Genomic DNA, 24,812 nt, shown 5'->3' with positions numbered 1-24,812 from the left:
AGTCATGAGAACGCTTCCCGATACGGTGTTCATGGATTCCCGCTTTCGCGGGAATGACATGATGAGGTGGCTGCTCCTCGCGCTCCTGCTGCTCCTCGCGGCACCTGCATGGGCGCAAACCTTCCCGCCGCTGACGGGGCGCGTGGTCGATCAGGCGAACCTGCTCGATCCGGCGCAGGAGGCAGGGATCAGTTCAAAGGCCGAGGCGCTCGAAAAGGCGAGCGGGCGGCAGTTCGTCGTCGCGACGGTCGACAGCCTCGAGGGGCGCGACATCCAGAATTATGGCTATCGGCTGGGGCGCCACTGGGGCATCGGCACCGAGGAAAAGAACGACGGGGTGCTGCTGCTCGTGGCACCCAATGAGCGCAAGGTGCGGATCGAGGTCGGCTATGGGCTCGAACCCATACTGACCGACGCGCTGTCGAGCGTGATCATCAACCGCGCAATCCTGCCCAAATTCCGCGACGGCGACATGGCGGGCGGAATCGTCGCGGGCGCCGATGCCGTTATCACGCAGATCAGCCTGCCCGCGGACGAGGCGGCGAAGCGGCAGCAGGAACTGCTCGCCGCCGAAAAGGACAAGGGCGATGGCGACGTGCCGATCGCGCTGATCTTCTGGATCATCGTCATCATGTTCATCGTGATTCCGATGTTCTTCGGCGGCCGGCGCGGCCGCAAATATCGGCGCGGGCATGGTCCGATCGTGATCTGGGGACCGGGTGACTGGGGCGGCGGCTCGGGCGGAGGTTCATGGGGCGGTGGCTCCGGGGGTGGTTCCTGGGGCGGCGGAGGCGGCTCGTTCGGCGGTGGCGGCGCATCGGGGGATTGGTGATGGCGAAGGTCAACCGGCTGAGCGAGGCCGATCATGCGCTGGTGAGCGCGGCAGTGTCAGAGGCCGAGCGCGGCACCGATGGCGAGATCGTGACGATCGTCACCGACGTCTCGGACGCCTATCACGACGCCGCGCTGCACTGGGCGATCGGCATCATGTTCCTCGCGCTCGCGCTGTTCGCGGTGTTCCCCGAAAAGATCATCGCGCTGCTCACCTGGCTCGCGAGCGGCTGGGAGCATGAATTCACGCTCGGCGAAATACTGCCCGTCATCTTCGTGCTGCTCGCGCTCAAATTTCTTGCGGTGCGCTACATCCTCGCATGGACGCCGCTCAGGCTGGCGCTCACCCCGCGCGCGACCAAGGCGCGGCGCGTCCGGCGGCGCGCGATCCAGTATTTCAAGGTCGGCGCCGAAAGCCGCACGATGAAGCGGACGGGCGTGCTCATCTATCTTTCGATGCGCGAACATATGGCCGAGATCGTGGCCGATGAGGCCGTGCACCGCGCGGTCGCGCCCGAGGCATGGGGCGACGCGATGGCTGCGCTCATCGACCGGGTCCGCGACGGCCATCCCGGCGCGGGCATGGCCGCAGCGGTGGCCGAGGTCGGCAAGATCCTCGCGGCGCACTTTCCCAAGGATCACGAAGATCCCAACGAGCTTCCCGACAGGCTGATCGAGCTGTAACGCTGCGATCGCACCTACCCAACCGGAGTCACCTGTGTCAGATCCCGTCGAAATCATGTGGCATGGCCGCTTCATCGTGGCCAAGCAGGAGGGCAAGTGGGAATATGTCTCGCGCGCCCGCAACATCAACGCGGCGGTGATCGTCGCGATCGACGACGGCCATGTCCTGCTGGTCGAGCAATATCGCCATCCGCTGAAAGCCCCCTGCCTCGAACTGCCCGCGGGGCTGGTCGGCGATGACGAGGAAGGCGAGCCCGTCGAGATCGCGGCCGCGCGCGAGCTCGAGGAAGAGACGGGCTATCACGCCGAGAAGATCGAGCTGATCGGTCGCTTCGCCTCCTCGCCGGGCATGGTTTCCGAAACCTTCGATCTGGTGCGTGCAACGGGACTTGCGCGCGTAGGCGAAGGTGGAGGGGTCGAGGACGAACACATCATCGTCCACCGCGTCCCACTGGCCGAGGTCACGCAATTCGTCGCGGCGAAGCGAAATCAGGGCTTTGTCATCGACGCCAAGATGCTGCTGCTGCTCGCCGCCGACATCCTGCGGTAGGGCACTTCCCGCAGAAGTGGGAACCGGTTTTTCGATCGGGAAGTGCTCAGATAGACCCTAATCCGCCCCTTCCAGCCAGCGCTGGAACAGCGTGTACGCGATGGCATAGGGTGGCGGCGGCAGGAATGGCGCGTCGGGATCGCCGTCGAGCGAGGCCTGAACCTCCTCGCGCGTCACCCAGATCGCGTCCTCAAGCTCGGTATAGTCGATGGTGAGTTCGGCGCTGTCGACATCGGCAACGCAGGCCATCATCAGTGATGAGGGAAAGGGCCAGGGCTGGCTGACGACATAGCGGACGTTGGAAGCCCGTAGCCCCGCCTCCTCAAAGAGTTCGCGCGCGACCGCCTCCTCGAGCGATTCGCCGGGTTCGAGGAACCCGGCCAGCGCAGAATAACGCCCTGCGGGATAGCGTGGCTGGCGCCCGACGAGCACCCTTCCGTCAAATTCGGCGAGCATGATCACCACGGGGTCGACGCGCGGATAATGTTCCGCATTGCACGCGTCGCACTTGCGCCCCCAGCCGCCGCGGAACATCGCGGTCGGCGTGCCGCACCGCGCGCAGAAGCCGTGACGCACATGCCAGTCGATCAGGCTGCGCGCGGCCGCATAGGTCCCCGCCTCACCCGGCGGCATCAGCCCAAGCATGCGGAAGATCGCGTTCGATCGCTCGACGCCATCGGGCAGATCGGGGCGCACCTCGGCAAAGCGGGGCTTGCCGTCGATCAGCCCGAGAAAGATCAGCTCGCTTGCGGGATCGGCTTCGGCCAGGCTTATCCAGACCAGCATTCCGTCGGCGTCGAGCACGGGGTCGATACCGTCAAGCGCGAGCAACCTTGCCGAGAGGCTGCCCATCATCGCGCCCAATTGCTCGGGATTGGTGCGCACCAGATCGGCGCGGTCGAGCGTGCTGCCCGTGAAACCCGGAAGATGCTGACTGATCATGCGATGCTTGCGTAGACGATCTTGGGGAAATCGGTCTGGAACGGGAAGGTGCCGAAGGGCAGGAACTGCGCAAAGCCGCAGGCGCGGATGCCACGCAGCGGATCGACCCAGGCGACCGTCCCCGCCGCGCCCGACCAGCCATAGGCGCCCGCCCCTTCGCCACCCGCAACGGATCGCGCGGCGACGCGCCCGCCCGCACCGAAAACGGTGCCGGGCGGAAAGCCCTCGCCCAGAGTCACGCCTTCGGGCAGCAGGTTGGACATGCCGAGGCGCGCGGTTTCGGGCTTCATCACGCGCACCCCGTTCACCGCCCCCCAGCCCATCAGCATCTGCAGGAAGCGGTCATAGTCGCGCGCGCTCATAACCAGCCCGGCGCCGCCAAAGGGAAAGGGAGGCGCGTCGAGATAGACGCTCGATGCAGCGGGATCGACGGGCTGCAGTCCCTGCGGCGTGACCATGTAATTGGTGACGAAGCGGCCCGCCTCGCCTTCGGGCACGCGCCAATAGGTGCTCTTCATGCCGAGCGGATCGAACATGCGTTCCTGCAGGAAAACGTCGAACGGCTTGCCCGACGCCACCTCGATCACGCGCCCGAGCAGGTCGAGGCTCATCGAGTAGCTGAATTTCGAGCCCGGATCGGCGATCAGCGGCAGCGTCGCGAGCCGATCGGCAAATTCCTTCAGACTGGGCGCCGTGGGTTGGGTGCTGGCATCGAGCTTCGCTGTACGGCTGAGCGCGGCCGGGGTGAGCCCCAGCCGCAGATATTCCTGGAGCAATGGCCCCTTGGTGATGATCGAATAGCCGAGCCCTGCGGTGTGCGTCAGCAGGTGACGGACCGTGACGGGCCCTTTGGCGGGGCGGCCTTCGAGCGTATCGGGCGAGAGCTGCACCTTGGGGTTTGCGAAACCCGGGATGAAATCGGCGATATTCTGGTCGAGCTTCAGCCTGCCGTCCTCGATCAGCATCATCGCTGCCATGCCCGTGATCGGCTTGGTCATCGAATAGACGCGCCACAGCGTGTCGATGTTTAGCGGCGTCGGCCTGTCGCGGCCAAGCGTGCCCATAGCAAGAAAATCGGCATCGGCGGTGTTGCGGCCGATCGCCGCGGCCAGCGCGGGGAGTTTGGCGGGCACAAGCTGCGCGAGATAGGACTGGACCTTGAACCAGTCATCGCCCGCGACACGCGCCCATGCGCCCGACGGCAGCGCCCCGATCGCGCCGAGCGCACCGAGGCTGCGAAGAAAATCACGCCGTTCGAGCATCATGTCAGCCATTCCTGTCCTCCAGAACCTTGCGCGCCGCCTTTGCGAACACCGTGGGCAAGCCCGCGGTGTCGAGCCGCTGTATCGGCCACCATTCCCCGGCGGGTTTTTCGGTGCAACCTTTTTCGACCCGTAGTCGCGCGATCGCGAGATCGAGCGCGAAGTGCGTGAAAACATGCGAGACTTCGGTCGCACCGATCCGCCAGTCGCCGCCCAGCGGCGCGTCGGCCAGCCCGGGTGCCTCGTCCTGCCAGGGACCGGTGGGCAAGGCGCGCATCCCGCCGAGCAACCCCTTGCTCTCGCGCGTCACCAGCAGGACATGCCCGTCACGCTCCACCCAGAACACGGTCCCGAAGCGTCGCGGCCGCGCCTTCGTCGCCGCCTTGATCGGGAAGCGCTCGGCCGTGCCGAGCGCGCGGGCGGCACAGGGCGCCTGGAGCGGACACAGCGCGCAGGCCGGCTTGCGCGGTGAACACAGCGTCGCGCCCAGATCCATCATCGCCTGCGCAAAGTCGCCCGCGCGCGTCGGTGGCGTGATGCTGTCGGCGAGCGCATGCAGCACCGCTTTGGCCGCGGGAAGCGCCTCCTCCACCGCAAACAGCCGCGCGACGACGCGCTCGACATTGGCATCGACGACAACGGCACGGCGGCCAAAGGCGATCGCGGCGACCGCTGCCGCTGTGTAGGCGCCGATTCCGGGCAACGCGCGCAGTTCCGTCTCGGTATCAGGGAAGCACCCGCCATGGTCGCGCATGACCGCACGTGCACAGGCGAGCATGTTGCGCGCGCGGGCATAATAGCCAAGTCCTGCCCATGCGCTCATCACCTCGGCCTCATCCGCTGCGGCAAGCGCCTCGACCGTCGGCCAGCGCGTGGTGAAGGCCTCAAAATAGGACTTTACCGCGGCAACCGTGGTCTGCTGCAGCATGACTTCGGAAAGCCAGACGCGATAAGCCGCGGGCGCGGGCGCTCCCGGCGGGCTTCGCCAGGGCAGAGCGCGCGCATGGGCGTCGTACCAGCGCAACAGCGCAGCCGGGATTTCGACCCGTTCCTCCAATGGCATATCGACTGGCATGGGTCGGCTATGGCATGGAGGGACCAATGAGCGAAAGGCGTGGGCAGAAAAAGGGGCAGACGGACGCAGGGCGGCCGCGGGGCGGGCGTGCGCGCACCGTTTCCGAGATGCTGCCCGATATCGGCCGCGCCGCGTATCGCCGATTCGGTTTCGTGCAGAGCGCGGTGGTCAGTCGCTGGGCAGAGATTGTCGGCAGCCGCTACGCCGATGTCTCGTCCCCCGAATCGATCCGATTTCCGCAAGGGTCGCGCGCCGACGGCGTGCTGACGCTTTCGGTCGCCGGCGCGCATGCTCCGATGATGCAGCATGTCGCGCCCGAGATCATCGAGCGCGTCAACCGCTTCTTCGGCTATCCCGCCGTCGCGCGGCTCGCGATCCGCCAGGGCGCAGCGCCCAAGCCGGCACCCAGGCGCGCCGCGCCGCCGTCGTTGAAGCCGATTCCGCTCGAGCTTGGCGACAGCCTGCGCACAATTGCCGATCCCGAGCTCAAGGCGGTGCTCGAATCGCTTGCGCGCGGCGTCGCGGCATCGCACGGCGCGCCCGTTATCGATGGGGACAAGACGTGAAATCCGCATTTCTATTCGCATTTGCACTGGCCGGCGCAGGTGTCGCCGCAGTCGCCGCCCAGCCCGCGGCGCGCAACTGGGTCACAACCGTGGCGACCACGTCCACGGGCAGCTATGTGATTGGGAATCCTGCCGCCAAGGCGAAGCTGGTCGAGTATCTCAGCTATACCTGCAACCATTGCGCGCATTTCGTCGGCGAGGCCTCGACCACACTCAAACAGGACTATGTCGCCAAGGGGGGGACGAGCATCGAGGTGCGCCACGCGGTGCGCGATCCGCTCGACCTCGCCGCATCGCTGCTCGCGCGTTGCGACGGCCCCGCCCGTTTTCTCGGTCATAGCGAAGCAATTTTTGCCAAACAGACCGAATGGATGAACAAGGGCATCGAATTTCACAGGGCCAATGCCGACCGGCTCCAGGGCATGCCTCAGGCAAAGGCGCTGGCCGAAATCGCGGGCGGTTCGGGGCTGACCGCGCTGATGCAGGCGCGCGGCATGGCGCCCGCCAAAGCGCAGGCCTGCCTTGTGAGCAAGCCCGCGACCGACCAGCTCGTCGCCATGTCGGGCGAGGCCTGGCAGCAGCGCAAGATTCCGGGGACACCCGCCTTCCTCATCAACGGCACGATCGTTGCCGGTGCGATGGACTGGGCGGGGCTGAAGCCGCAGCTCGACGCGGCAGCAAAATGATCAATGCAGGAGCGTAACGAACAATGAAGCGCATTTTTGGCCTGACCGCCCTTTCCCTGACGCTGGCGCTCGCCGCGTGCGGCAGCAGCGACGACGCCAAGACCGGCGAAGCGACCTCCTCGGCCGCGCCGATCGCCGCCCCGGCAGGACAGAACTGGGCGGATAGCGTGACCCAGACCGAGGATGGCGGCTTCCTGATGGGGAATCCCAACGCGCCCGTGAAGCTTGTCGAATATGCCTCGCTCACCTGCTCGCACTGCGCCGAGTTCGCTGAAAAGGGCGTCCCCGCGCTCAAGGAGAAATACATCTCCAAGGGGACGGTCAGCCTCGAGGTCCGCAACTATGTGCGTGATCCGATCGACATGACCGCGGCGCTGCTCTCGCGTTGCGGCGGCGCCGGTCCCTATTTCCAGCTTACCGAGCAGATGTTCGGCGAGCAGGCGGAGTGGATGAACCGCTATCAGTCGCTCGGCGAAGCCGGCTTCCAGCGCATCCAGTCGCTGCCGCCCGCGCAGCAGTTCGCCGAACTCGCAAAGGCGGGCCAGCTCGACCAGTTCGTCCAGCAGCGCGGCGTCTCCAGCCAGAAGGCTGGCCAGTGCCTTGCCGACAAGGCGGCCGTAGACAAGCTCGTCGCGATGAACAAGAAGGCGACCGAGGAATATGGCCTCACCGGCACGCCGATGTTCATGATCAACGGCCAGGTCGTGCCTGACACCGCCGCCTGGGAAGCGCTGGAGCCCAAGCTCCGCGCCGCGGGCGCCTAAGGCGCGCCCGATGCGTCGGGGGGCGCATTCATGAAGATACGGCGCCTCAAGCTCTCGGGGTTCAAGAGCTTTGTCGAGCCGGCCGAGCTGAGGATCGAAGACGGGCTGACGGGAATCGTCGGCCCCAATGGATGCGGCAAATCCAACCTGCTCGAAGCCATTCGCTGGGTGATGGGCGAAAGCTCGGCGCGCTCGATGCGCGGCGCGGGCATGGAAGACGTGATCTTCGCGGGAACCACCACCCGCCCCGCGCGCAGCTTCGCCGAGGTATCGATCCTGACCGAGACCGCGGCGGCCGCAGCGCTCGGCTCGATCGGCAGCGCCAATGACGGCGATGTCGAGGTCGTGCGGCGCATCGAGCGAGGGGCGGGCTCGGCCTACCGCGTCAACGGCCGCGACGTCCGCGCCAAGGACGTTGCGCTGCTTTTCGCCGATGCGGCCACTGGCGCGCACTCCCCCGCACTCGTCAGCCAGGGCAAGATCAGCGCGGTCATTGCCGCCAAGCCCGCAGAACGCCGCCAGATGCTCGAGGAGGCCGCGGGGATCGCGGGCCTGCACGTCCGCCGCAAGGATGCCGAGCAGAAGCTGCGCGCGACCGAGGCAAACCTCACCCGGCTCGACGAACTGCTCGCCGACATGGAAGTCCGCGCGCAGAATTTGCGCCGTCAGGCCAAGCAGGCCGAGCGCTACCGCAAGCTCTCTGCCGAGATCAGGATTGCCGAGGGACGCCTGATCTACGCGCGCTGGCGCGACGCCGCTGCCGCGGCCGACACCGCGAAGAAGGAGGCCGAAGCCGCCGAAGCGCTCGTCACACGCGCCGCCGAGGCACAACGTGCGGCTGCCGCATGGCAGGCGGACACGACCAAAGTGCTCGCCGAGCGCCGCGCCGCCGCGCTGGTCGCGCGCGAAAGGGCGAGCGAGGCGGGGCATCAGCTTACGGCACTCCGCACCGAGCGGACCGCGCTCGATCGCCGGATCACCGAGCTTGCCGCGCAACGCGCGCGCATGGATGAGGATCGCGACCGCGAGGGCGCGCTGGCAAGGGACGCTGCCGAGGCGCTGGCCCGGTTGGGCGACGAAGCCAGGACGCTCGACCGCCGCGTCGCAGATGCCGAAAAAGGTCGTCCGGCACTCGAACGCGCGGTGATCGAAGCCGAAACGGCGGCGCGCGACGCCGAAGTCGAACTGGCGCGCGCGCTTGCCGCACAGGCCGGCGAACAGGCCGAGGCGCGCGTCGCGCAGGCCGCGCTTGCGACCGCAAGGGCGCGGCTTGAACGCGCCGAACGCGAGTGCCAGCGGCTCGCAGGCGAAAGCGCAGCGCTTGGTGACGAGGCGCCGCTGGTCGCAGCGCGCGAGGCGGCGGCTGCCGCGCGGCAATCCGCAGACGCCGAAGCGATCGAGGCCACCGCCGCGATCGAGCGCGCAGAGGCCGATCGCGCCGCCGCCGCCGAGCGTCGCGATCTGGCGCAGAGTGCGGTCGCCGCGGCGCAGGCCGCGCTGTCGGCGCTCGAAGGCGAAGCGAAGGCGCTGCGGCGTGCGGTTGACCAGCAAGGCACGGGCAACCGCCTGCTCGATCGGATCAAGGCCGCGCCCGGTTACGAACGCGCGCTCGCGGCGGCGCTGGGAGATGACCTCGACGCGGCGCTCGGTGAGGATGGGCCGCGCTATTGGGCGGGCACCGACACATACAAGGCCGATCCGGCGCTGCCCGAGGGCGTCGCATGCCTTGCCGACCATGTTGAAGCGCCCGCGCAGATCGCGCGCAGGCTCGCGCAGATCGGCGTTGTCGACACTGATAGCGGGATTGCGCTCGCGGTGGGCCAGCGGCTGGTGACGCTGGGTGGCGTGCTGCGTCGCTGGGACGGCTATGTCGCGCGCGAAGGCGGCGCTGCGGCGGCCGAACGGCTGATCCGGCTCAATCGGCTTGCCGAGATCGAGGCGCATCTTCCCGATGCCGAGGCCGCGGTTGCCCATGCCGCGCAGGATGCCGAAGCCGCCCGATCCGGCATGGATGCCGCGCGCGCCGCTGCCGATGCCGCGCGTGCCGCGCTGACCCGCGCCGAACAGGTCACACGCGCCGCAGCGCGCGAGGAAGACCAGGCACAAGGCCAGATCGAACGGCTCACCGCGCGTCGCGCCGAAATGGCCGAGCGGATCGCACGCGCGGACGCCGAACGCGGTGAAGCGGGAGCAGAAGCGCAATCGGCCGAGGCGACGGTGACGGCGCTTCCCGATGGCAGCGCGACCGCGACGCTCGTGGCTTCGCTGCAGGCGGGCAATGAATCGGCCCGTACAAAGGTTGCGCAGCTCAAGGCCGAAAGCGCGACGCTCGATCGCAGCATCGCTGCCGATCGCGAGCGTCATGCCGCTGCGCTCGCCGAGGCAAAGGGCTGGCGCGCGCGTGCGGGTGAAGCCGCGAAGCGCGTCGAGGATCTCGCCAAACGCGCCGAGGCGGCGGAGAAGGAAGCGCTGACGCTGGCGGATGCGCCCGCCGCGCTCGACGGGAGGATCGGCGCGCTCGAGGTCGAGGTCGCGCAGCTATCGGTCGCGGCGCAGGCGCTCGCGGACGCTGAACGCGAGGCCGAAGCCGAATTGCGCAAGACCGAAACCGCCTCCGCGCAGGCGGGCGAGGCGCTCGCCGAGGCGCGCGAGCAACGCGCAGGTGCCGTGGCGCGTGCTGAGAACCAGGAAGCGCGTCGCATCGAAATGGGGCGCATCTCGGGCGAGCGATTCGAATGCCCGCCCCCGGTGTTGCCCCAGAAGGTCGGCTTCGTCAGCGCCGAGGTCGGCGCCTCCGAGGATGAATCCGCGCGGCTCGACAGGCTGAGCGTCGACCGCGAGCGCATCGGCCCGGTCAACCTTGTCGCCGAACAGGAACTCGCCGAGATCGAGGCCGAGCGCGCGACCTCCGCCGCCGAGCGCGAGGAACTCGGCCTCGCGATCAACCGGCTGCGCGGTTCGATCGGAAACCTCAACCGCGAAGGACGGCAGCGGCTGCTCGCCGCCTTCGAGGCGGTCAACGGCCACTTCAGCCGCCTTTTCGCGACGCTGTTCAATGGCGGACAGGCGCATCTCGAACTCGTCGATTCGGACGATCCGCTCGAGGCCGGGCTCGAGATCATGGCGCAGCCGCCGGGCAAGAAGCTGACGACGCTCACACTGCTTTCGGGCGGCGAGCAGGCGCTGACCGCAGTCGCGCTGATCTTCGGACTGTTCCTTACCAATCCCGCGCCGATCTGCGTGCTCGACGAGGTCGACGCGCCGCTCGACGACGCCAATATCGAGCGCTTCTGCGACTTGCTCGACGCGATGACGCGCGAAACCGAGACGCGCTACCTGATCGTCACGCACAATGCGGTGACGATGAGCCGCATGCACCGCCTGTTCGGCGTGACCATGGTCGAACAGGGCGTGAGCCGCCTCGTCTCGGTGGATCTCGGCGGGGCGGAGCAATTGCTGGCGGCGGAGTAAGGCGAGAAGAGGCTGGGCGGGTCGCCACAGCCCAGGTCATAGTTTTGCCAAGACGGACCGGCGGCATTCGACGACATGTTGGACGTTGAGCTGGTCTTGCGAGGTGCCCAAAACCAGCCATTCGTTCATTTCAAATGTTGAAGCCGGGATTGGCCGAGCGCGACCTGCCCATTTTCAGTTAGGATTCGCGAATACCGGACGTGAATACAGTCACCGTGACCGTTCGGTGGCCGCGCTTTGTGTCCATTGGCCCCGCCACCGCCAGGCGCTCATGCTGACACGTTCAGCGTCGGCCAGTAGCCAGTGATCGCCTTGCCGTCGAACAGCGCGATATCGCCGAACTGCAGGAGCACGGCTTCGCTCTGAGTGGGGCGCAAGAACACGAAATCGTCGGGCTTTAGGGTGACGCGGTGCGATCCCGTCAGCATTTCCTGATTGCTCGACCGGCCGAACAGATCGCTATATTCGAGCCCCGGCGGAGAGACAGGCGTCGCGAGCCAGTGGCCGCCATAGATGAAGAAGGCGCGGCTGGTATTGGGATTGATGAACCCCATCGGCCCGGAAAGCCATTCGGCGCCCGGCAGGCGCATTTGCCCCTCCTTGATGACCGGAGTGGCGATGAGCGCGGCAGGCACATGTCGTGCAAGATCGGGGAGATCGAAATCGGCTGGCTTCACGAAAGCCGAACCAACGGACACCTCGCTGGCGACCGTCCCCCGCGCGTGGCGGACGAAGGTCGGGCTGCCCGCACCGTTGAGCGTCAGCGCTGCGGGGTCGAGCGCTGCCACCTCGCGCAAGGTCGCGATAGCGGCGCGGTACTGATCCTGCGACCGCGCATAGGCCGTGTCGGGATCAGACATTTTGGGGACGTGCGGGTCATAGCCCATCAGCCCTGCTATCTCGAAAGCGGGTTCAGCGCGCGCGCTGCGCACGGCTGAAGCAAGCGCCGGCGCATCGGGGAAGCCGCCGCGATGGAGCCCGACATCAATCTCGAAACTGAGCCGCAGTCGCGCGTTCCGTGCGCGCGCGATGGCGGCATATTGCGCGATGCGTTCCGGCGTATCGACCAGCCATTGCACCTTCGATGCGGCATCGACCCCGGCGGTATCGAGAAACTGTGCGAGTTGCTGCGCAGGCAGTGGCTTGCCGAGGAGCATGTCGGCATCGGGATGCAGTCTTGCCATGTCGGCGAGCATCGCGCCGTTGAAAACCATGAGGCGGTCGGTCGCCATGCCCTTCATCACGGCTTCGATCAGCGCGGGAGCGGGCAAGGACTTCACGACGACGCGCAGCGGCAGCTTCGCTGGCGACAGTGCCGCGCGAGTGACGGCCATGTTGTGCGCCAGCTGCGTCTGATCGATTACGAGTACGGGGTGCGCAATGCCGGCCTCGCGAAGCGCTGCGGACAATCCCGTGAAATAGGCATCATGCGCGCCGCCACGATCGGGTTTGCGCGATGCGAACAGCCCCACGCCGCCAAGCGCGATCGCCCCGCCCCCAATCATCGCGGCACGGCGCGTCCAGCTACGCTTCATCGACAAGGATCCGCTTGAGATAATCGTTGAGCATCCGGCCCTCCGGATCGAGCGCGCGGCGCACTTCCTGCGCCTCACGCCAGTTCGGGTAGAGCGCGGCGAAATCGCGCGCTTTCAGACTGTGCAGTTTGCCCCAGTGCGGCCGGCCTTCATAGCGTCGGAAGATCGGTTCGATCAGGCTGAAGAAGAAATCGTGATCGTCCTTGTACCAGGCATGGACCGCGATCGACCCGGTCTCGCGGCCGTTGAAGGGCGAAAGCCAGGCGTCGTCGGGGGCAATCACGCGTGCCTCGATGGGGAAGAACACGTCGGGACGGCGTGTCTCGATCACCTCCAGTATCTCGCGCAGCGCGGGGATCTGTGCGTCGATCGGCAGGTGATATTCGATCTCCTTGAAGCGCACGGGGCGTTCGTTGGAGAGCAGCTTCCAGCCGTCGTCGACCATTTCCTCGGGTGGAATGTCCTTCAGCGCCTCTTTGGCCGCGGCGATACGCAGCGGTGACGCGAACTCGAAGATGTCGCGCAGGCGCTTCAGCCCCATCAGCGTCTCGGTATCGCGATCGGGACCGCGTGGCTTGATAGGCCGGTCAGTCTCGTCGTGCGTGATCACCACCGCATAGCCGGTAAATGGCAGCACAAGAAATTCGACATTGCGGTGCTGCTGGCGGAGTGCGGGCCAGCGCGCCAGTACCTCTTCAGTCGGCAGCAGCCAGGTTCGTTTGAGGACGCGCGTGAGGGGGCGGTTCTGCAGCGTTACCTGAGTGACCACGCCGAAGGCGCCGAGTCCGACGCGCGCAGCGTTGAAGAGTTCGGGATGCGTCGTTGCGTCGCAATCGATCAGATCGCCCGAGGGCGTCGCCAGCCTCAATGCGACGACATCGCCGTGGAGCGCGCGGATGCCGCGCCCGGTGCCGTGCGTGCCCGTTGCGAGCGCCCCTGCGAGCGACTGCTTGTTGATGTCGGGCAAGTTGGACATTTCCTGCCCGATCGCCGAGAGCGCCGGGCCGAGCGCGCCAAGCCGCGTGCCGCCGCGCACGACCGCCCGGCTGGTCGCCGCATCATGCCCGACAAGCCCGCTCAGCCCGTCCAGCGTGAGCAGCGTACCCGGTGTCGGAACGAGCCCGGTGAAGCTGTGCCCCGAACCCACCGGGCGGATCGGCGCGGTTGCGGTCCTGAGCAACGCGACGAGTTCGTCCTCGCTGCGCGGCGCCGCGCGCGTGGCGGGATAGGCATATTCGGTGCCCGACCAGTTCTGCCAGAGCAGCCGCGCCTTGTCGTCCTGGAGCGGCAGCGCCTCGGGCTCGCGATCCAGCCATATGCGGCGTCCGGCAAGGCCCGCGGCGCCGAGCAGGCCGGCGCCAACGACCCCGCCGCCGATCAGCATCGCGCGTCTTGAAATGCGGGCCATAGCCAAAACCCTCAGCGCGCCGCCATGAAGCGGATCAGCGCTTCATGGTCAGCGGGGGTGCACGAGAAACATTGTCCGCCTGCGGGCATGCCGCCGAGTCCGCCGACCGCGCTCCGGACGAGTGCGGGCATGCCCTTGGCCCAGCGCGGATCCCACATCGTCCGGTCGCCGGTTAGCGGCGCGCCGGTATCGCGCGCCGTGTGGCACGATTTGCAGGACTGTTCGTAGAGCCCCGCCAGCCGCGCGTCGGCGGGCTTGAGCGCAGCGCTCTGTTCGGGGGTTAATGGCACGGGTGCCGGCTCTGACTGGCAGGCGGCGAGCAGCGCAAGGCCGGAAAGGATCAGCAGCCGCATCGTCAGTATTTCACGCCGAGCTCAACCCCCCAGAAGCGCGGCCGGTCGATCCGGACATAGGGCGTCCCGAAAATATCCGCGCTGATGTTGTTGAGCGTCCGGGGCGTGCGCACGTCGAACAGATTTTCAGCGAACAGCGCGACCGAAAAATGGTCGTTCGGCGATCGCCATCCGAGCCGCGCATTGACGATCTCGCGGCTGCCGCGCAGCTTGCCGAGCTTCGAGAAGTCGACAAGGTCGCCATAGGCGGGATGGTTTTCGAGCGCGGCGTCGCTCGCGCGCACCGCGTCGTTGATGCGCGTGCTCGACGTGTAGCTGTAGCTCGCGTCGGCGAAGATCGAGGATCCCCCGCCCAGTTCGCGATCATAATGCGCGCTCAGCACCATGCGCAGATGCGGTTCGCCCGTGGGCTGACCCGAAATATCGACGCCGCGCTCGGTACGCTTGACCCACTGGCTGTCGATATAGCCCGCGATCGCGCTCAGCGTCAGGCTCGGGGTCGCCACGAACTGCGTCTCGAGATCGACGCCCCAGGCCTCGGAATCACCCGACAATGTCACATATTGCGGAATGCCCGAACCCGACACGCCTTCAAGGCTGATCGACTGGCGATCGGTATATTTGAAATAATAGGTCGAGCCGTTGAGCCGCAGCCGGCGATCGAGCAGCTCGGATTTCACGCCCGCCTCGTAGCTCCACACCTTTTCGGGGCGGAAGAATGAGTTGATCTGGACGCTGTTGAAGCCGCCGGCCTTGTACCCCCGCGTGGCCGAAGCGAAGAGCAGCACGTCGTCGCTCGCCTTATAGTCGATCACGAAACGCGGGCTCAGATTCTCGAAACTGTCCTTGCGCTCGAAGCGCACGCCTTCGAGCGGCCCGACATCGAAGATCAGGTCGGTGCCGCCGACCGCGTTGTAGAAAGTGTTGACGTCGATCAGCGCGTCATCGGGGAAGACGGGCACACCGAGAATGGCATTGTAGAGCGCGCCGGGGGCGACGACGTCGTCGAGCCCGGGCGCCATGTAGCGGTCGTTGAGCCAGGCGAAACGCTTCTTGTCCCTGGTGTAGCGCAGGCCGAAGGTCAGGTTGAGCTGCGGCGTCGCCGCCCAGCTTATGTCGCCAAAGGCGGCAAAGGCCTTGTTGCGCGCTTCGTTGTTCATGTCCTCGCGCCAGGGAATGCCGAAGACGGGCAGGCCCACGCTGTCGAGGATGGTGAAGACCGGGAAGCCCGCGACGAGCCCCAGTGCGGTATCGACCGAATCGGTGAAGAGCGAAACCGCGCTCGTCTGGCGCGCCTTTTCCTCATAATAGCTGAGTCCCGCGACCCAGTTGAACCGGTCGCCCGAATGCGTCAGCCGCAGTTCCTGATAGAAGCTCTTGTTGTTCTCGATATTCTCGGTGTCGAGATAGCGCGTGATGTCGTTGGTGCCGTCCTCGTCCTCGCGATTGTGCGTCTCGAATTTCTTGTACGCGGTCAGACTGGTCAGCGTGACTTCGCCGAAATCGTGGCTGGCGTTGAGCGTCACCGCGTCGAGCCGACGCGACTCGCGCGATTCGACGACGTCGTTGGCGAAGGGGCCGAAGGGATCCTGGCTCAGCGCAAAGGGGCTGATGCCTACTGCGGCCGGCCCGTCCTTCTCGGTATGGTCGTGATCGTAGCTCAGGATGATGTCGGTGCGATCGGTCGGCTGGAAGCGGAGCGCGGCGCGCATCGACCAGTTGTCCTCGCGCTCGAGATCGGCGCCCGTCACCGCATCGTGCAGATAGCCGTCGCGCTTGTTGTAGATGCCGTTGACGCGCAGCGAGAGCGTGTCGGTGATCGGCACATTGCCCATCGCGGTCACCTGCCGCTTGTCGTAATTGCCCAGCGTCAGCGTCGCTACGCCTTCGAGTCGGTCCGACGGTTTTCTGGTGACGATCGAGATTGCGCCCGCCGAGGTGTTGCGGCCGAACAGCGTGCCCTGCGGCCCCTTGAGCACCTCGACGCGTTCGAGATCGTCGAAGAAGATCAGCGCCGCGCCCGAGCGCGCCGAATAGACGCCGTCGATGAAGATGCCGACCGCGGGCTCGGTGCCGATGCCGAAGTCGTCAGTTTCGACGCCGCGGATGCTGTAGCGTGGCTGGGTAACCGAGGTGTCGTTGACCGAAAGGCCGGGGGTGAAGGTATCGAGATCGCCGACGCTTTCGGCGCCGAGCGCCTCGATCGCCTCTGAACTGAACGCCTTGATGCTGATCGGCACCTCTTGCAGCGATTGCTCGCGCTTTTGTGCGGTGACGATGATGTCGTCGAGCACCGGGCTGTTGCGCTCGTCCTGTGCTGCCTGATCCTGAGCAAGGGCCTGATCGGCCGAGATGAGCGAAGCGCATGAAACGGCAACCGCCAGAGCGGCCTTCCAACGCGCAGACAGGGTCTTCACCACGCCTACTCCCCCTTTGATATTATCTAGTTATCGCTAGACTGTAGCGATGGCTATATCTTGTCAAGCGGGTGGATGCAGGGGCGGAGGCACCGCGCTATGAGGGGCGCGAAGTCAGTTAAAGATACCGGGAATGACGCGAGCATGACGACGGCGACGGCCAAACACATACCAAGCCAGCCGCGCGCACGCGCCACCTATGAAAAGCTGCTGGCTGCGGCCGGCGAGCTTGTCGCCGAGGTCGGCATCGAGCGCATTTCGACCAATCTGATCGCTGAGCGTGCCGGGCTCACTCCGCCGACCTTCTATCACTATTTCCACGACAAGTACGACGTGCTTGGCACGCTCGGAAAGCGGCTCATGGATGCGCAGAACGCACTGGTGCCGATCGATGCTGATCAGAATGCCGAGGGTATCGCGGCGATGCTGATCGCGCATGTGGACGTGACGCGTGGTTTCCCGGGAGGACACTGGGTGATGCGCATCCTGCGCGCAGTACCGGCGCTTGAACATATCCGCATTGATTCCCATCGCGAGATGGCGCGCGTGCTTACCGAGGCCGAACTCGCCGCCAATCCCGGTGCTGATCACGCAACGCTGTTTGCCAAGATGCGGCTGGTCGTCGAAATCGGCTATGGCGCGATCGAAATGGCGTTCGAGGAGCCCGATCTCGACGTCGAGGACCTGATGCGTGACGCTGCCCGGGCGATTCTGGCGGTCGTACCCCGGCAGCCTTGAGGGCTGAATGACTGCGCGCCTGGCTCGACATTGGCGAAAGGCGATCTCGCCCTTGAGAAACTCGAGTGCGGCGCACAGATCCGCGCGTCGCTCCTCCGGTATGACCGTCTTTTTTTGCAAGACAGTCACGGTTCGCTCGGGGGAGTCGCACCTGCTCGATATGCTGCCTTATGCAGTGCGATCTCTTTCAACGAGTAACCCGGCATTTGCTGCAGGCGGATCATCGGTGCGGCTGTCAGTTCAGAAGGGCCGAACGTCTGGTAGGCGCTTGTCCAAAAACCCGACCGCGCTATCGGGGCTCCGTCCATTCAACTGAGGAAATCGCATGCCAATCACAGGAGGTTGTCGTTGTGGGGCCATTCGATACGAACTGGCCGTCGAAGAACTGCCAGTCACCTACGCCTGCCATTGCAATGACTGCCAAACCTGGAGCGGCAGCGCCTTTGCCATCAATGCTCTGTTACCGGAGGCGCTGCTGCAGATCACAGGCGAAGTTGGCGAATTTTCCATTGATGCCGGAGAACGCTTCCCCTCGCAGCATCTTGCCGGTGCTGCCTGTTCGACCCGGCTGGCCAATCGTAATGCTGCAGTTCCCGGCATGGTGGTTCTACGCGCCGGCACTCTGGACCGCAGCGACGAACTCGTCCCTGCGGTTCATATTTGGGCGAAGCGCAAGCAGCGATGGCTTGCCCTTCCAAAATCAACACCATCCTTCGATGAAACGCCAAGCCCGACCGAGTTTGCGGCCGCCTTGCAGGGCAAAGTTTAGTTGGTCGGAAGCCGTCGTTCCAGAGGCGGGGCAAAGTTTGCCTTGAGACGCGAATCGTAAACTTTGGAACCCCTGGATACTGGCAAACGCTCAGATCGCTTCCAGTGTCCGCTGTCCCTTCCGGACGCGCATCTGCCGCGTTTCGGCAAGGGCAGTGCTGCGGCTGCGGATATCGGCCATGAAGTGCCATGCACCGGTCACTGTCGCAGGGCTGATCTCCAGAGAGACATAGCCGCGACGGCTGGTATCGCTGAAGATCAGGTCGGGGTTGGTGTCTTTCAGCGCCTTCGCGACGTCTGCCGGTGCGACAGCGGGCACATAGGCTTCAAAGCCCGGCGAGGTGACGCTGTGCCCTGCGAACTCCACGCCCGTCGCGATCCGCTTGCCATTGCTGCCCTTGTCACCCAGGTCATAGCCCCAGGCATTGTGGCTGTCGCCCGAGAGAACGACCATGTTCGCGTCCGCCGCCAGCGCCGCTTCGTAAAGTCGCGTGCGTGCGGCGGGATAACCGTCCCATGCGTCAAGGTTGTAGGGCAGGCCCGCGCTTGATGCGGCGACGCCCGCTTCCGTGCGCTGACGCACATAATCAGGGGCCGAGGCGGGCACCCAGTCAATCGCCTGTGCAGGGAAGCGCCCGTTACCCATCACCAGTTGCTGCGCGATGATCTGCCATGCCGTGCCCTTGCGGGTCGATGCGGCGAGGCCGTCGTAGAGCCACTTTTCCTGGGTCTTGCCCATCAGCGAGCGGTCCGCAGCGCTCCAGGGTCCGTCACGGAACTCCGCCAGCGCCTTTGCCATGTCACCCCTACCGGCCAGCGCATCGGACAATTCAAGCTGTTTGGTGCGGCCGGTGACGCGGGTTTCGAGACGGAAAAGCGTCGCCAGCGACCCGATCTCGTAACTGCTGTATGCAGCCTCCGAAACCGGCATCCATTCGCGATAGACGCGCTCGGCCACCGCCTTGCGTGTCGCCCAGTCGCCTTCGGTTTCGGGCTGGTGATTTTCCGCGCCATTTTCCCAGGCGTCATTGGTCAGTTCATGATCGTCCCATTGCGCGATCATCGGGAACAGGGCGTGAAGGCGCTGCAGATCGGGGTCGAGCCGGTAGCAGGCATGGCGCAGGCGATAGTCGGCCAGGGTCACCATCTCGCTACTCGGCTGGACCAGGCGGCCGGGTAGCGCGTCCTTTGCGCTGGGATAGGTGCCGACGGGATATTCGTAGAGATAGTCACCACAATGGACGACGAGGTCAACGTCGCTGCGCTGCGCCACGTGGCCATAGGCGTTGAACCACCCGAAGGGCAGGTTTGAGCAGGAGAAGAGCGCGAGACCGAAGCGCGCTACATCACCGTCCGGCAAGGTTCGCGTGCGGCCAACGGTGCTCATGCTGCCATCGGGCGCGATGAAACGGTAGAAATACCATTGGCCGGGCCGCAGGCCGGTGACGGTGAGTTTGGCCGTATGGTCAGCCTCCCCGCGCGCGGTCAGGTCGCCGCCACCAATCACATTCGTAAAGCGGCTGTCGGCGGCGACTTCGCAGCGCAACCTTGTGTCATTTGCAGCGACGAAGCGCGTCCAGAGCAGCACCGAACTGGCCGAGGGTTCGCCGCTGGCCACGCCATGCGTGAAGCCGCTTGCGGAGAGCACCGCGGCCGCGCCCGGGATTGCCAGCGCGCCAAGGCCCAGCATGCTGCCCTTGATCAGCAGGCGGCGGTCGATCGGGAAGGTCATGTCATCGTTCTCCTGGCGGCGTGATCAGAAGCGGCCGGTCAGCTGTACACCGTAGAAGCGCGGTTCGGCGGGGATGAAGGTTGGGATGCCGAAGCCGCCACCGGTGTTACCCGCATCAAGCAGATAATCCTCGTCGGTAAGGTTGCGCGCGAAGCCGGCAATCTCAATGCGGTCGTCAGCAAAAGCGACACCTGCGCGCAGGTTGACCAGGGTCACGGCCTTCTGGCTGATCAGCGGATTGTTGGGCACTTCAAAGAAGATGCGGCTACGGTAGGTGACGGTGGGCGTCGCGAAGAAACGGACGCTGTCGCTGATCGGTGCGTCGATGGTGAAGCCCGCCGCGCCCTGCACCTCGGGCTGGAGGCGGAACTTGTTGCCCGCAAAGCGGCCGTTTGCCGCCTTGTCGTCGATGCCGCCGTCGATATAGCCGATGTTGGCGAAGATATTGAGCCAGTTCGTCGGCTGGATCTGCGCCTCGGCTTCTACGCCCAGATTGCTGGCGGACCCTGCGCTGACGGCGCGGGTTATGCCGTCGGTCCCAGTCACGCTTACCTGGAAATTGTCGTACTTCTGGTAATAGACGCCGAGCGAACCGGAGAGGATGCCGGTCGCGCCTTTCAGACCGGCTTCATAGTTCCAGACATTTTCCTCTTCCACCAACTGGTTGTTCGGCATGACGACGCCCGCCACACGCACTGCCCCCAGGTTCACCGTGGGCGATCGGCGCCCCTTCGACACGGTCGCAAAGGCGTTCACGTCGGACGAAAAGCGATAGAGCAGGTTAAAGCGCGGCAGGAATGCCTGGAAGCTGTCTTCCGTGCGGAATGTGCGCCCGCCGGTATCGACCTGGCCGGGGATGAGCGGCGCGCGGCTGATGACCGAATTGGGAGCACTGGCGATGAAGCCCGAGCGGCGCTTTTCGATCAGCGCACGGATGCCCGCCGTAAGTTCCAGCGAAGGTGTGGCGATCCAGGTGCCGTCAAAGAACATCGAGTAGCTGTCGTTCTTCCCCTGATTCTCGAACACCGAGCTGTAGGGGATGACGGTGGCGGCGCCGCCGGTGAGCAGCGCGGTCGCCTGTGCGGCCGTCACCACGCCGGCGCTGTTGATGCAGGGCAGACCGGGGATGAGGCGCGCGGCACACTGCAGATAGGTGCCTTCCTCGGTGGAGAAGGGCACGCGCTGAAAGCTCTTTTCGCGGAACAGATTCCAGCCGAAGGAACCGCGAAAATTGTCCGACGAATAGGCAAAGCGCGTTTCGTGGCTTGCCTGCCAGCCTACGGCTTTCTCGGCAAACTCCAGATACCAGGCGGCCGAACCGTCGGCGTCGAACAACTCGTTGCTGTTGAAATCCCGGTAGCCGTTGACCGTCGTCAGCGTCCAGCCATCGGCGAAGTCCCAGCTTAGCGTGACATTGGCGTCATAGACGTCGCGGGTCAGGCCGAGCTTGTCGCCGCCCAGCGCCGTCGCCGACACGGGCGAGCCGCCCAGATGGGCCGGGCCAAACGGATTTGCCGGGCCTGCAGTGGTCGGCAGGCTGCCCGAAATGAAGGGCGTGCCCGAATTGCGCTGCCGGTCATAGGTGAAGATGATGTCGGCGGTGAGCGCGTCGCTGGGCGTGAACCGCAGCGACCCGCGGATGCCGAGCTGGTCCTGCCGGTAGAGGTCGTCCTGATCGGGAGCAAGATTGGTGACATAGCCGTCACGCTTCTTCCAGGCAAAGGCGACGCGGCCGGCGACCTTGTCCGATCCGGCATTCAGGAAGCCCCCAAGGACGCTGGCGTCATAATTGCCGTAGCTGGCATAGACTTCGCCGGAAAGACCGGGCTTCGGCCGCGCGGAAATGATGCTGATTGCGCCGACCGCGGATGCGGTGCCGAACAGGGTCGCCTGCGGCCCCTTGATGACCTCGATTCGTTCGACGTCGTAGATGTCCTGATACGAACCGCGCGAGCGCGAGATATCGACGCCGTTGTAATAGAGCGTCACCCGCGGCGCCTGCTGCGCGGAGCCGCTGTCCGAGGTGATACCGCGGATGACGATGCCGGGATTATTGGCACTCTGCTCCTGAATGTTGAGGCCGGGAATATAGTTGGACAGCTCATCGAGGTCCGACACGCCGAGTTCCTTCATCCGTGCTGCACTGACCGCCGAAACGGTGATGGGCACGTCGATCACGCGCTGCTCGATCTTCTGCGCGGTGACGATGATCCCTTCGCCAGCTTCCGAAGTGGCGTCTGCAGCTTCCTGGACCGGTTGGGCAAGAGCGGGTGCAGCGGTGCCGCACAGAAGGAGGGTGACCAAGCCTATGCAACGATTCATTTCTTATTTCCCCTTGTGCGATTCAAGCGTGCGTGAATCGTTGCGGCGCCACTGCACTGGGCGAATGACGTGCTGACGACGAGATAGTGACAGACCGGCGGCGGATTAAAGATAACGCTGTAATAATAAAGCGGTAGCGTCCAGGCGGCGTTGATTGGTGGGAGGGCGTTGAGAGACCGATCAGGGGCCGCCACTCGGGAGAATGAAATATACTTGTCCAGACATGGATGCCCGCTTTCGGGCGTGAGAATATGCGTCCGGAATGGCAAACCTGGCGGAGCGAGCTGCCCGACCGCGATCCTCGACTTTTGGCGTAATCAACATGCTAAACGGGTATCCCATGGCAAGCCGCAGGCCGGCATTCGCAATTTGCCCGCGCAGCTCGTAGCACCCGAGAAATCTCAAATTCTGTCAGCACAATAGCTGCTAGAAGACGGGCGAGCGTGGCTGGAGTCCATGACATAATAGCGGGTCGAACGATGTTCGCGGGCGCTGCCCGAGAGCTTTTTTGCATGTTCTGATCGGGGAGACCTGAGATGCCGCTGTGCGTGCCTCGTATCGTCGGTCCGGTTTCGAGTTGGAGCGCGACGCTGCTGATTGAAGACGCGCTTTCGGGCGCGAAAGTCGATGTCCGTGAAGGTGGTCCGGCTGGCCGGCTCGTGCTCAGCGAAACCGCCGGTGGTGGCCGTGACCGTCTGCCGCTCCTCGCCGGCGTCAGCCTGACGCCGGGCGCGCAGCTCTTTGCCTTCCAGCATCTGGGCGAGAGCAGCGGATGGACGCAGCCCAGCCTTGCGATCACCGTCGGCTCGCCACCCATAAACTACGCGTCCCTGCCACCGCTTTGGGTGCGCAGCCGCATCTTCACCTGCGGCCGGGCACTGTGGATCCAAGGCGCCGTTCCGGGCGCCGAGGTCACCGTTTTCGACGCCGGCGGGCCCTATGGCACCGGGCGTGCGCACGAAGGCGTGGCGAGGCTTCAGTTCACGCAGCCCTTGCCCGCATCCGAGGTCGACATCTCGATCCGGCAGCAGGCGCCCGCAGGCGCGCCCGTCCCTGCAGGGTCGCCACCGGTGATCATCGTGCCGGTCAAGCCACTGCCGGTATCGGGCAAGGGCCAGTTGCCGTCTCCGATCATTGGCGAGCCCATGCCGATGGGTTGCGACGCCAATGTGGTCATCCGCAATATCGTCGATGGCGCCGAGGTCACGGTCGTTCAGGTCGAGGACGGTATCGTCGAGAAGTCGCTCTTCGACCTCGAGGCCCTGAGCTTCATTCTCCAGTCTCGACTCAATCCCGATGGCGGTCGGCTCACGGTGCTTCAGGCGGTCGGCGATCGCTGCGGTGTCGCTGAATCGGACGCGACGACCGTCGGTTTCGGGCCAGTGCAGGTGCCGCCTGTCCCGATCCCGCATCCGCCTTGCGGCGGATCGTCCTTCCTCCATATCGACGATCTGAAGCCCGGCGCCGACCTGTCGATCGATGTGGGCGGTACGATCTATCGCGCCAAGGCGCCGACGATCGGGTCGAGCCACAGCTTCGAGCTCGCACCGATGGCAGAGGATACGCCCATCAGCGTGACGCAGGGCACATGCGGCAAGGTGAGCGGCGCCGGCACCACGACCGTCGAAGGCCCAACCTTCGTTGAACCGCCGCGTGTGGCGGATCCGTTGTTCAAATGCGCGCGCGTAGTCCGGCTCTACAGCATGACGCCGGGATCGCTCGTGCGCGTCATTGCGCGAGGTCCATCGGGCGAACGGGAACTGGCGCCGTTCACATGGTGCCCGGGCTCGACCATCGCGCTCGAGGTTTCGCCCTATCTCGTGGAGGGTGACGATATTTATGGCGAGGTGGTGCGGTGCGGCGGTCCGCCGCTTCGATCGATCGCGCCCGTGCGTGTCGACGCGCTGCCCCCGCCGCAGCCGGTATGGGTGGTCTTCGCCTTCGCCACGCAGTGGCATGTCACGGTCGAGGCGCTGCCCGGGGCGTTCGTCAGGATCTTCGTCAGGCGCGACGGCATTCAGGAAATCGGCTCGGGCCATGTCGATCCGCATAGCGGCCAGGTGCCGACCACCGAACCGTTGCGCGAGGGCGAGAGCCTCTATGCGGTGCAATATATCTGCGGTCTCGAGTCCGAGCCGGGCCCATCGTTCAGGGTGCGTGAGGGCGAGAAGATATTCACGCTGCCCGCGCCCAAGGTCAGGCCGGTGACCAGCGAGCCGGTGGGGCGCGATGTGACGTGGCTCGCCGGGAAGCTCACCTGCCGTGTCGACGGCACCTACAGCTTCTTTGCGCACTGCCGGAACAAGGCGAAGAAGCACGTGGTCGATGTCGACTGCCAGGTCGATCTCGCGCTTTACATGGGCCTGCCGTTCGGCACGGTCGTGAAAGTCCCTCTTGCCGCGGACGATGACAAGGATCTCAACAACAAGCTCTATATCCAGAAAGGTTATCTGGCCGAGAACTCGAAGACGAGGAACGATGTCTATCTGCCGTTCCGCAACCCCCGCTACTGGCACGAAGTGCTGGAAGCGACCGTTTCGTTCGACTGGTTCCTCGCCCTCACCAGATTCCCGGAGGCCTCCGCCGACGATCCCGAGGACCCGGACAAGGACAAGAAGCCGCCACCGGCAAGCGGGTGACGGGCGGAAACGAAGTTTAGTCCCTAGGTTTCAGCATCCCCGATTTCGGCCTCAGCTCGAAGTGGTCGA

General features: G+C 65.4%; 19 protein-coding genes. 10 read left to right on the top strand and 9 right to left on the bottom strand.

All coding sequences use genetic code 11. The features are described 5' to 3' along the window. The first annotated feature begins 58 nt into the window (after window positions 1-58). From MKI88_RS11225 to MKI88_RS11215, 3 genes are read left to right on the top strand one after another with little or no spacing between them, the layout of a single operon-like run. Entirely contained in the window at window positions 59-832 is a 774-nt protein-coding gene (locus MKI88_RS11225) for a YgcG family protein (RefSeq protein ID WP_241631472.1), read from the top strand. Continuing rightward, on the top strand, window positions 832-1,515 hold the full coding sequence (locus MKI88_RS11220; RefSeq protein ID WP_241631471.1) for a TPM domain-containing protein: 684 nt from the start codon (window positions 832-834) through the stop codon (window positions 1,513-1,515). Before MKI88_RS11225 ends, MKI88_RS11220 begins: the two co-directional genes overlap by 1 nt. 55 nt (window positions 1,516-1,570) lie before the next feature. After that, window positions 1,571-2,065, top strand: a complete 495-nt coding sequence (locus tag MKI88_RS11215) for an NUDIX hydrolase (protein ID WP_241631491.1) — start codon at window positions 1,571-1,573, stop codon at window positions 2,063-2,065. A 57-nt stretch (window positions 2,066-2,122) separates the two neighbouring features. Here the strand turns inward: MKI88_RS11215 and nudC are convergent, their stop codons facing one another. The 3 genes from nudC to mutY are packed head-to-tail and all read right to left on the bottom strand — an operon-like array spanning window position 2,123 to window position 5,344. Continuing rightward, window positions 2,123-3,007, bottom strand: coding sequence for an NAD(+) diphosphatase (nudC, locus tag MKI88_RS11210; protein WP_241631470.1), 885 nt, complete (start codon window positions 3,005-3,007; stop codon window positions 2,123-2,125). Next, a complete protein-coding gene (locus MKI88_RS11205) occupies window positions 3,004-4,281 on the bottom strand; it encodes a serine hydrolase (protein ID WP_241631469.1) in 1,278 nt (425 codons plus the stop codon). The genes nudC and MKI88_RS11205 overlap by 4 nt, the downstream gene beginning before the upstream one ends. Then, window positions 4,274-5,344: an A/G-specific adenine glycosylase gene (gene mutY / locus MKI88_RS11200; RefSeq protein WP_241631468.1), complete on the bottom strand. Its 1,071-nt coding sequence runs from the start codon at window positions 5,342-5,344 to the stop codon at window positions 4,274-4,276. The genes MKI88_RS11205 and mutY overlap by 8 nt, the downstream gene beginning before the upstream one ends. A gap of 14 nt (window positions 5,345-5,358) precedes the next feature. Here mutY and MKI88_RS11195 point away from each other — a divergent pair, with 14 nt between their 5' ends. The 4 genes from MKI88_RS11195 to smc are packed head-to-tail and all read left to right on the top strand — an operon-like array spanning window position 5,359 to window position 10,831. Next, entirely contained in the window at window positions 5,359-5,910 is a 552-nt protein-coding gene (locus tag MKI88_RS11195) for a DUF721 domain-containing protein (protein ID WP_407073345.1), read from the top strand. Further along, on the top strand, window positions 5,907-6,596 hold the full coding sequence (locus tag MKI88_RS11190) for a thioredoxin domain-containing protein (protein WP_241631466.1): 690 nt from the start codon (window positions 5,907-5,909) through the stop codon (window positions 6,594-6,596). The genes MKI88_RS11195 and MKI88_RS11190 overlap by 4 nt, the downstream gene beginning before the upstream one ends. A gap of 23 nt (window positions 6,597-6,619) precedes the next feature. Beyond that, window positions 6,620-7,360: a thioredoxin domain-containing protein gene (locus MKI88_RS11185; protein ID WP_241631465.1), complete on the top strand. Its 741-nt coding sequence runs from the start codon at window positions 6,620-6,622 to the stop codon at window positions 7,358-7,360. 30 nt (window positions 7,361-7,390) lie between these two features. After that, a complete protein-coding gene (smc, locus tag MKI88_RS11180) occupies window positions 7,391-10,831 on the top strand; it encodes a chromosome segregation protein SMC (RefSeq protein ID WP_241631464.1) in 3,441 nt (1,146 codons plus the stop codon). 269 nt (window positions 10,832-11,100) lie between these two features. Here the strand turns inward: smc and MKI88_RS11175 are convergent, their stop codons facing one another. The 4 genes from MKI88_RS11175 to MKI88_RS11160 are packed head-to-tail and all read right to left on the bottom strand — an operon-like array spanning window position 11,101 to window position 16,544. Next, window positions 11,101-12,366, bottom strand: a complete 1,266-nt coding sequence (locus MKI88_RS11175) for an alanine racemase (RefSeq protein WP_241631463.1) — start codon at window positions 12,364-12,366, stop codon at window positions 11,101-11,103. Next, window positions 12,356-13,774 carry a D-arabinono-1,4-lactone oxidase gene (locus MKI88_RS11170; protein WP_241631462.1) on the bottom strand — a complete coding sequence of 473 codons (1,419 nt, stop codon included), beginning with the start codon at window positions 13,772-13,774 and terminating at the stop codon, window positions 12,356-12,358. Before MKI88_RS11170 ends, MKI88_RS11175 begins: the two co-directional genes overlap by 11 nt. Window positions 13,775-13,785: 11 nt before the next feature. Next, window positions 13,786-14,127 carry a cytochrome c5 family protein gene (locus MKI88_RS11165; protein WP_241631461.1) on the bottom strand — a complete coding sequence of 114 codons (342 nt, stop codon included), beginning with the start codon at window positions 14,125-14,127 and terminating at the stop codon, window positions 13,786-13,788. A gap of 2 nt (window positions 14,128-14,129) precedes the next feature. Beyond that, window positions 14,130-16,544 carry a TonB-dependent receptor gene (locus MKI88_RS11160; RefSeq protein WP_241631460.1) on the bottom strand — a complete coding sequence of 805 codons (2,415 nt, stop codon included), beginning with the start codon at window positions 16,542-16,544 and terminating at the stop codon, window positions 14,130-14,132. A gap of 144 nt (window positions 16,545-16,688) precedes the next feature. Between MKI88_RS11160 and MKI88_RS11155 the strand changes: the two genes are divergently transcribed. Together MKI88_RS11155 and MKI88_RS11150 are read left to right on the top strand one after the other, a co-directional pair. Then, the gene (locus MKI88_RS11155) at window positions 16,689-17,282 is read left to right on the top strand and encodes a TetR/AcrR family transcriptional regulator (protein WP_241631459.1); all 594 of its coding nucleotides are present in this window, start codon (window positions 16,689-16,691) and stop codon (window positions 17,280-17,282) included. Between the two features lie 325 nt (window positions 17,283-17,607). Then, window positions 17,608-18,051, top strand: a complete 444-nt coding sequence (locus MKI88_RS11150; protein ID WP_241631458.1) for a GFA family protein — start codon at window positions 17,608-17,610, stop codon at window positions 18,049-18,051. Window positions 18,052-18,141: 90 nt separating this feature from the next. On the opposite strand, the gene MKI88_RS11145 is transcribed toward MKI88_RS11150, so the two are convergent. Together MKI88_RS11145 and MKI88_RS11140 are read right to left on the bottom strand one after the other, a co-directional pair. Continuing rightward, window positions 18,142-19,782, bottom strand: coding sequence for an alkaline phosphatase (locus tag MKI88_RS11145; RefSeq protein ID WP_241631457.1), 1,641 nt, complete (start codon window positions 19,780-19,782; stop codon window positions 18,142-18,144). A 24-nt stretch (window positions 19,783-19,806) separates the two neighbouring features. Next, a complete protein-coding gene (locus MKI88_RS11140) occupies window positions 19,807-22,104 on the bottom strand; it encodes a TonB-dependent receptor (protein ID WP_241631456.1) in 2,298 nt (765 codons plus the stop codon). 536 nt (window positions 22,105-22,640) lie between these two features. Between MKI88_RS11140 and MKI88_RS11135 the strand changes: the two genes are divergently transcribed. Beyond that, window positions 22,641-24,743 carry a hypothetical protein gene (locus MKI88_RS11135; RefSeq protein ID WP_241631455.1) on the top strand — a complete coding sequence of 701 codons (2,103 nt, stop codon included), beginning with the start codon at window positions 22,641-22,643 and terminating at the stop codon, window positions 24,741-24,743. Window positions 24,744-24,812: the final 69 nt, after the last annotated feature.

This window comes from Sphingomonas sp. LaA6.9 (assembly GCF_022601895.1).
In the GTDB taxonomy this organism is placed as follows: Bacteria; Pseudomonadota; Alphaproteobacteria; order Sphingomonadales; family Sphingomonadaceae; genus Sphingobium_A.
This window is presented reverse-complemented; position numbering and strand designations above follow the sequence as displayed.

Coding starts and splice junctions, on each gene's coding strand:
- MKI88_RS11225 (WP_241631472.1), top strand. CDS start 59: ATGATGAGGTGGCTGCTCCTCGCGCTCCTGCTGCTCCTCGCGGCACCT.
- MKI88_RS11220 (WP_241631471.1), top strand. CDS start 832: ATGGCGAAGGTCAACCGGCTGAGCGAGGCCGATCATGCGCTGGTGAGC.
- MKI88_RS11215 (WP_241631491.1), top strand. CDS start 1,571: ATGTGGCATGGCCGCTTCATCGTGGCCAAGCAGGAGGGCAAGTGGGAA.
- nudC (WP_241631470.1), bottom strand. CDS start 3,007: ATGATCAGTCAGCATCTTCCGGGTTTCACGGGCAGCACGCTCGACCGC.
- MKI88_RS11205 (WP_241631469.1), bottom strand. CDS start 4,281: ATGGCTGACATGATGCTCGAACGGCGTGATTTTCTTCGCAGCCTCGGT.
- mutY (WP_241631468.1), bottom strand. CDS start 5,344: ATGCCAGTCGATATGCCATTGGAGGAACGGGTCGAAATCCCGGCTGCG.
- MKI88_RS11195 (WP_407073345.1), top strand. CDS start 5,359: ATGGAGGGACCAATGAGCGAAAGGCGTGGGCAGAAAAAGGGGCAGACG.
- MKI88_RS11185 (WP_241631465.1), top strand. CDS start 6,620: ATGAAGCGCATTTTTGGCCTGACCGCCCTTTCCCTGACGCTGGCGCTC.
- smc (WP_241631464.1), top strand. CDS start 7,391: ATGAAGATACGGCGCCTCAAGCTCTCGGGGTTCAAGAGCTTTGTCGAG.
- MKI88_RS11175 (WP_241631463.1), bottom strand. CDS start 12,366: ATGAAGCGTAGCTGGACGCGCCGTGCCGCGATGATTGGGGGCGGGGCG.
- MKI88_RS11170 (WP_241631462.1), bottom strand. CDS start 13,774: ATGGCCCGCATTTCAAGACGCGCGATGCTGATCGGCGGCGGGGTCGTT.
- MKI88_RS11165 (WP_241631461.1), bottom strand. CDS start 14,127: ATGCGGCTGCTGATCCTTTCCGGCCTTGCGCTGCTCGCCGCCTGCCAG.
- MKI88_RS11155 (WP_241631459.1), top strand. CDS start 16,689: ATGACGACGGCGACGGCCAAACACATACCAAGCCAGCCGCGCGCACGC.
- MKI88_RS11150 (WP_241631458.1), top strand. CDS start 17,608: ATGCCAATCACAGGAGGTTGTCGTTGTGGGGCCATTCGATACGAACTG.
- MKI88_RS11145 (WP_241631457.1), bottom strand. CDS start 19,782: ATGACCTTCCCGATCGACCGCCGCCTGCTGATCAAGGGCAGCATGCTG.
- MKI88_RS11140 (WP_241631456.1), bottom strand. CDS start 22,104: ATGAATCGTTGCATAGGCTTGGTCACCCTCCTTCTGTGCGGCACCGCT.
- MKI88_RS11135 (WP_241631455.1), top strand. CDS start 22,641: ATGCCGCTGTGCGTGCCTCGTATCGTCGGTCCGGTTTCGAGTTGGAGC.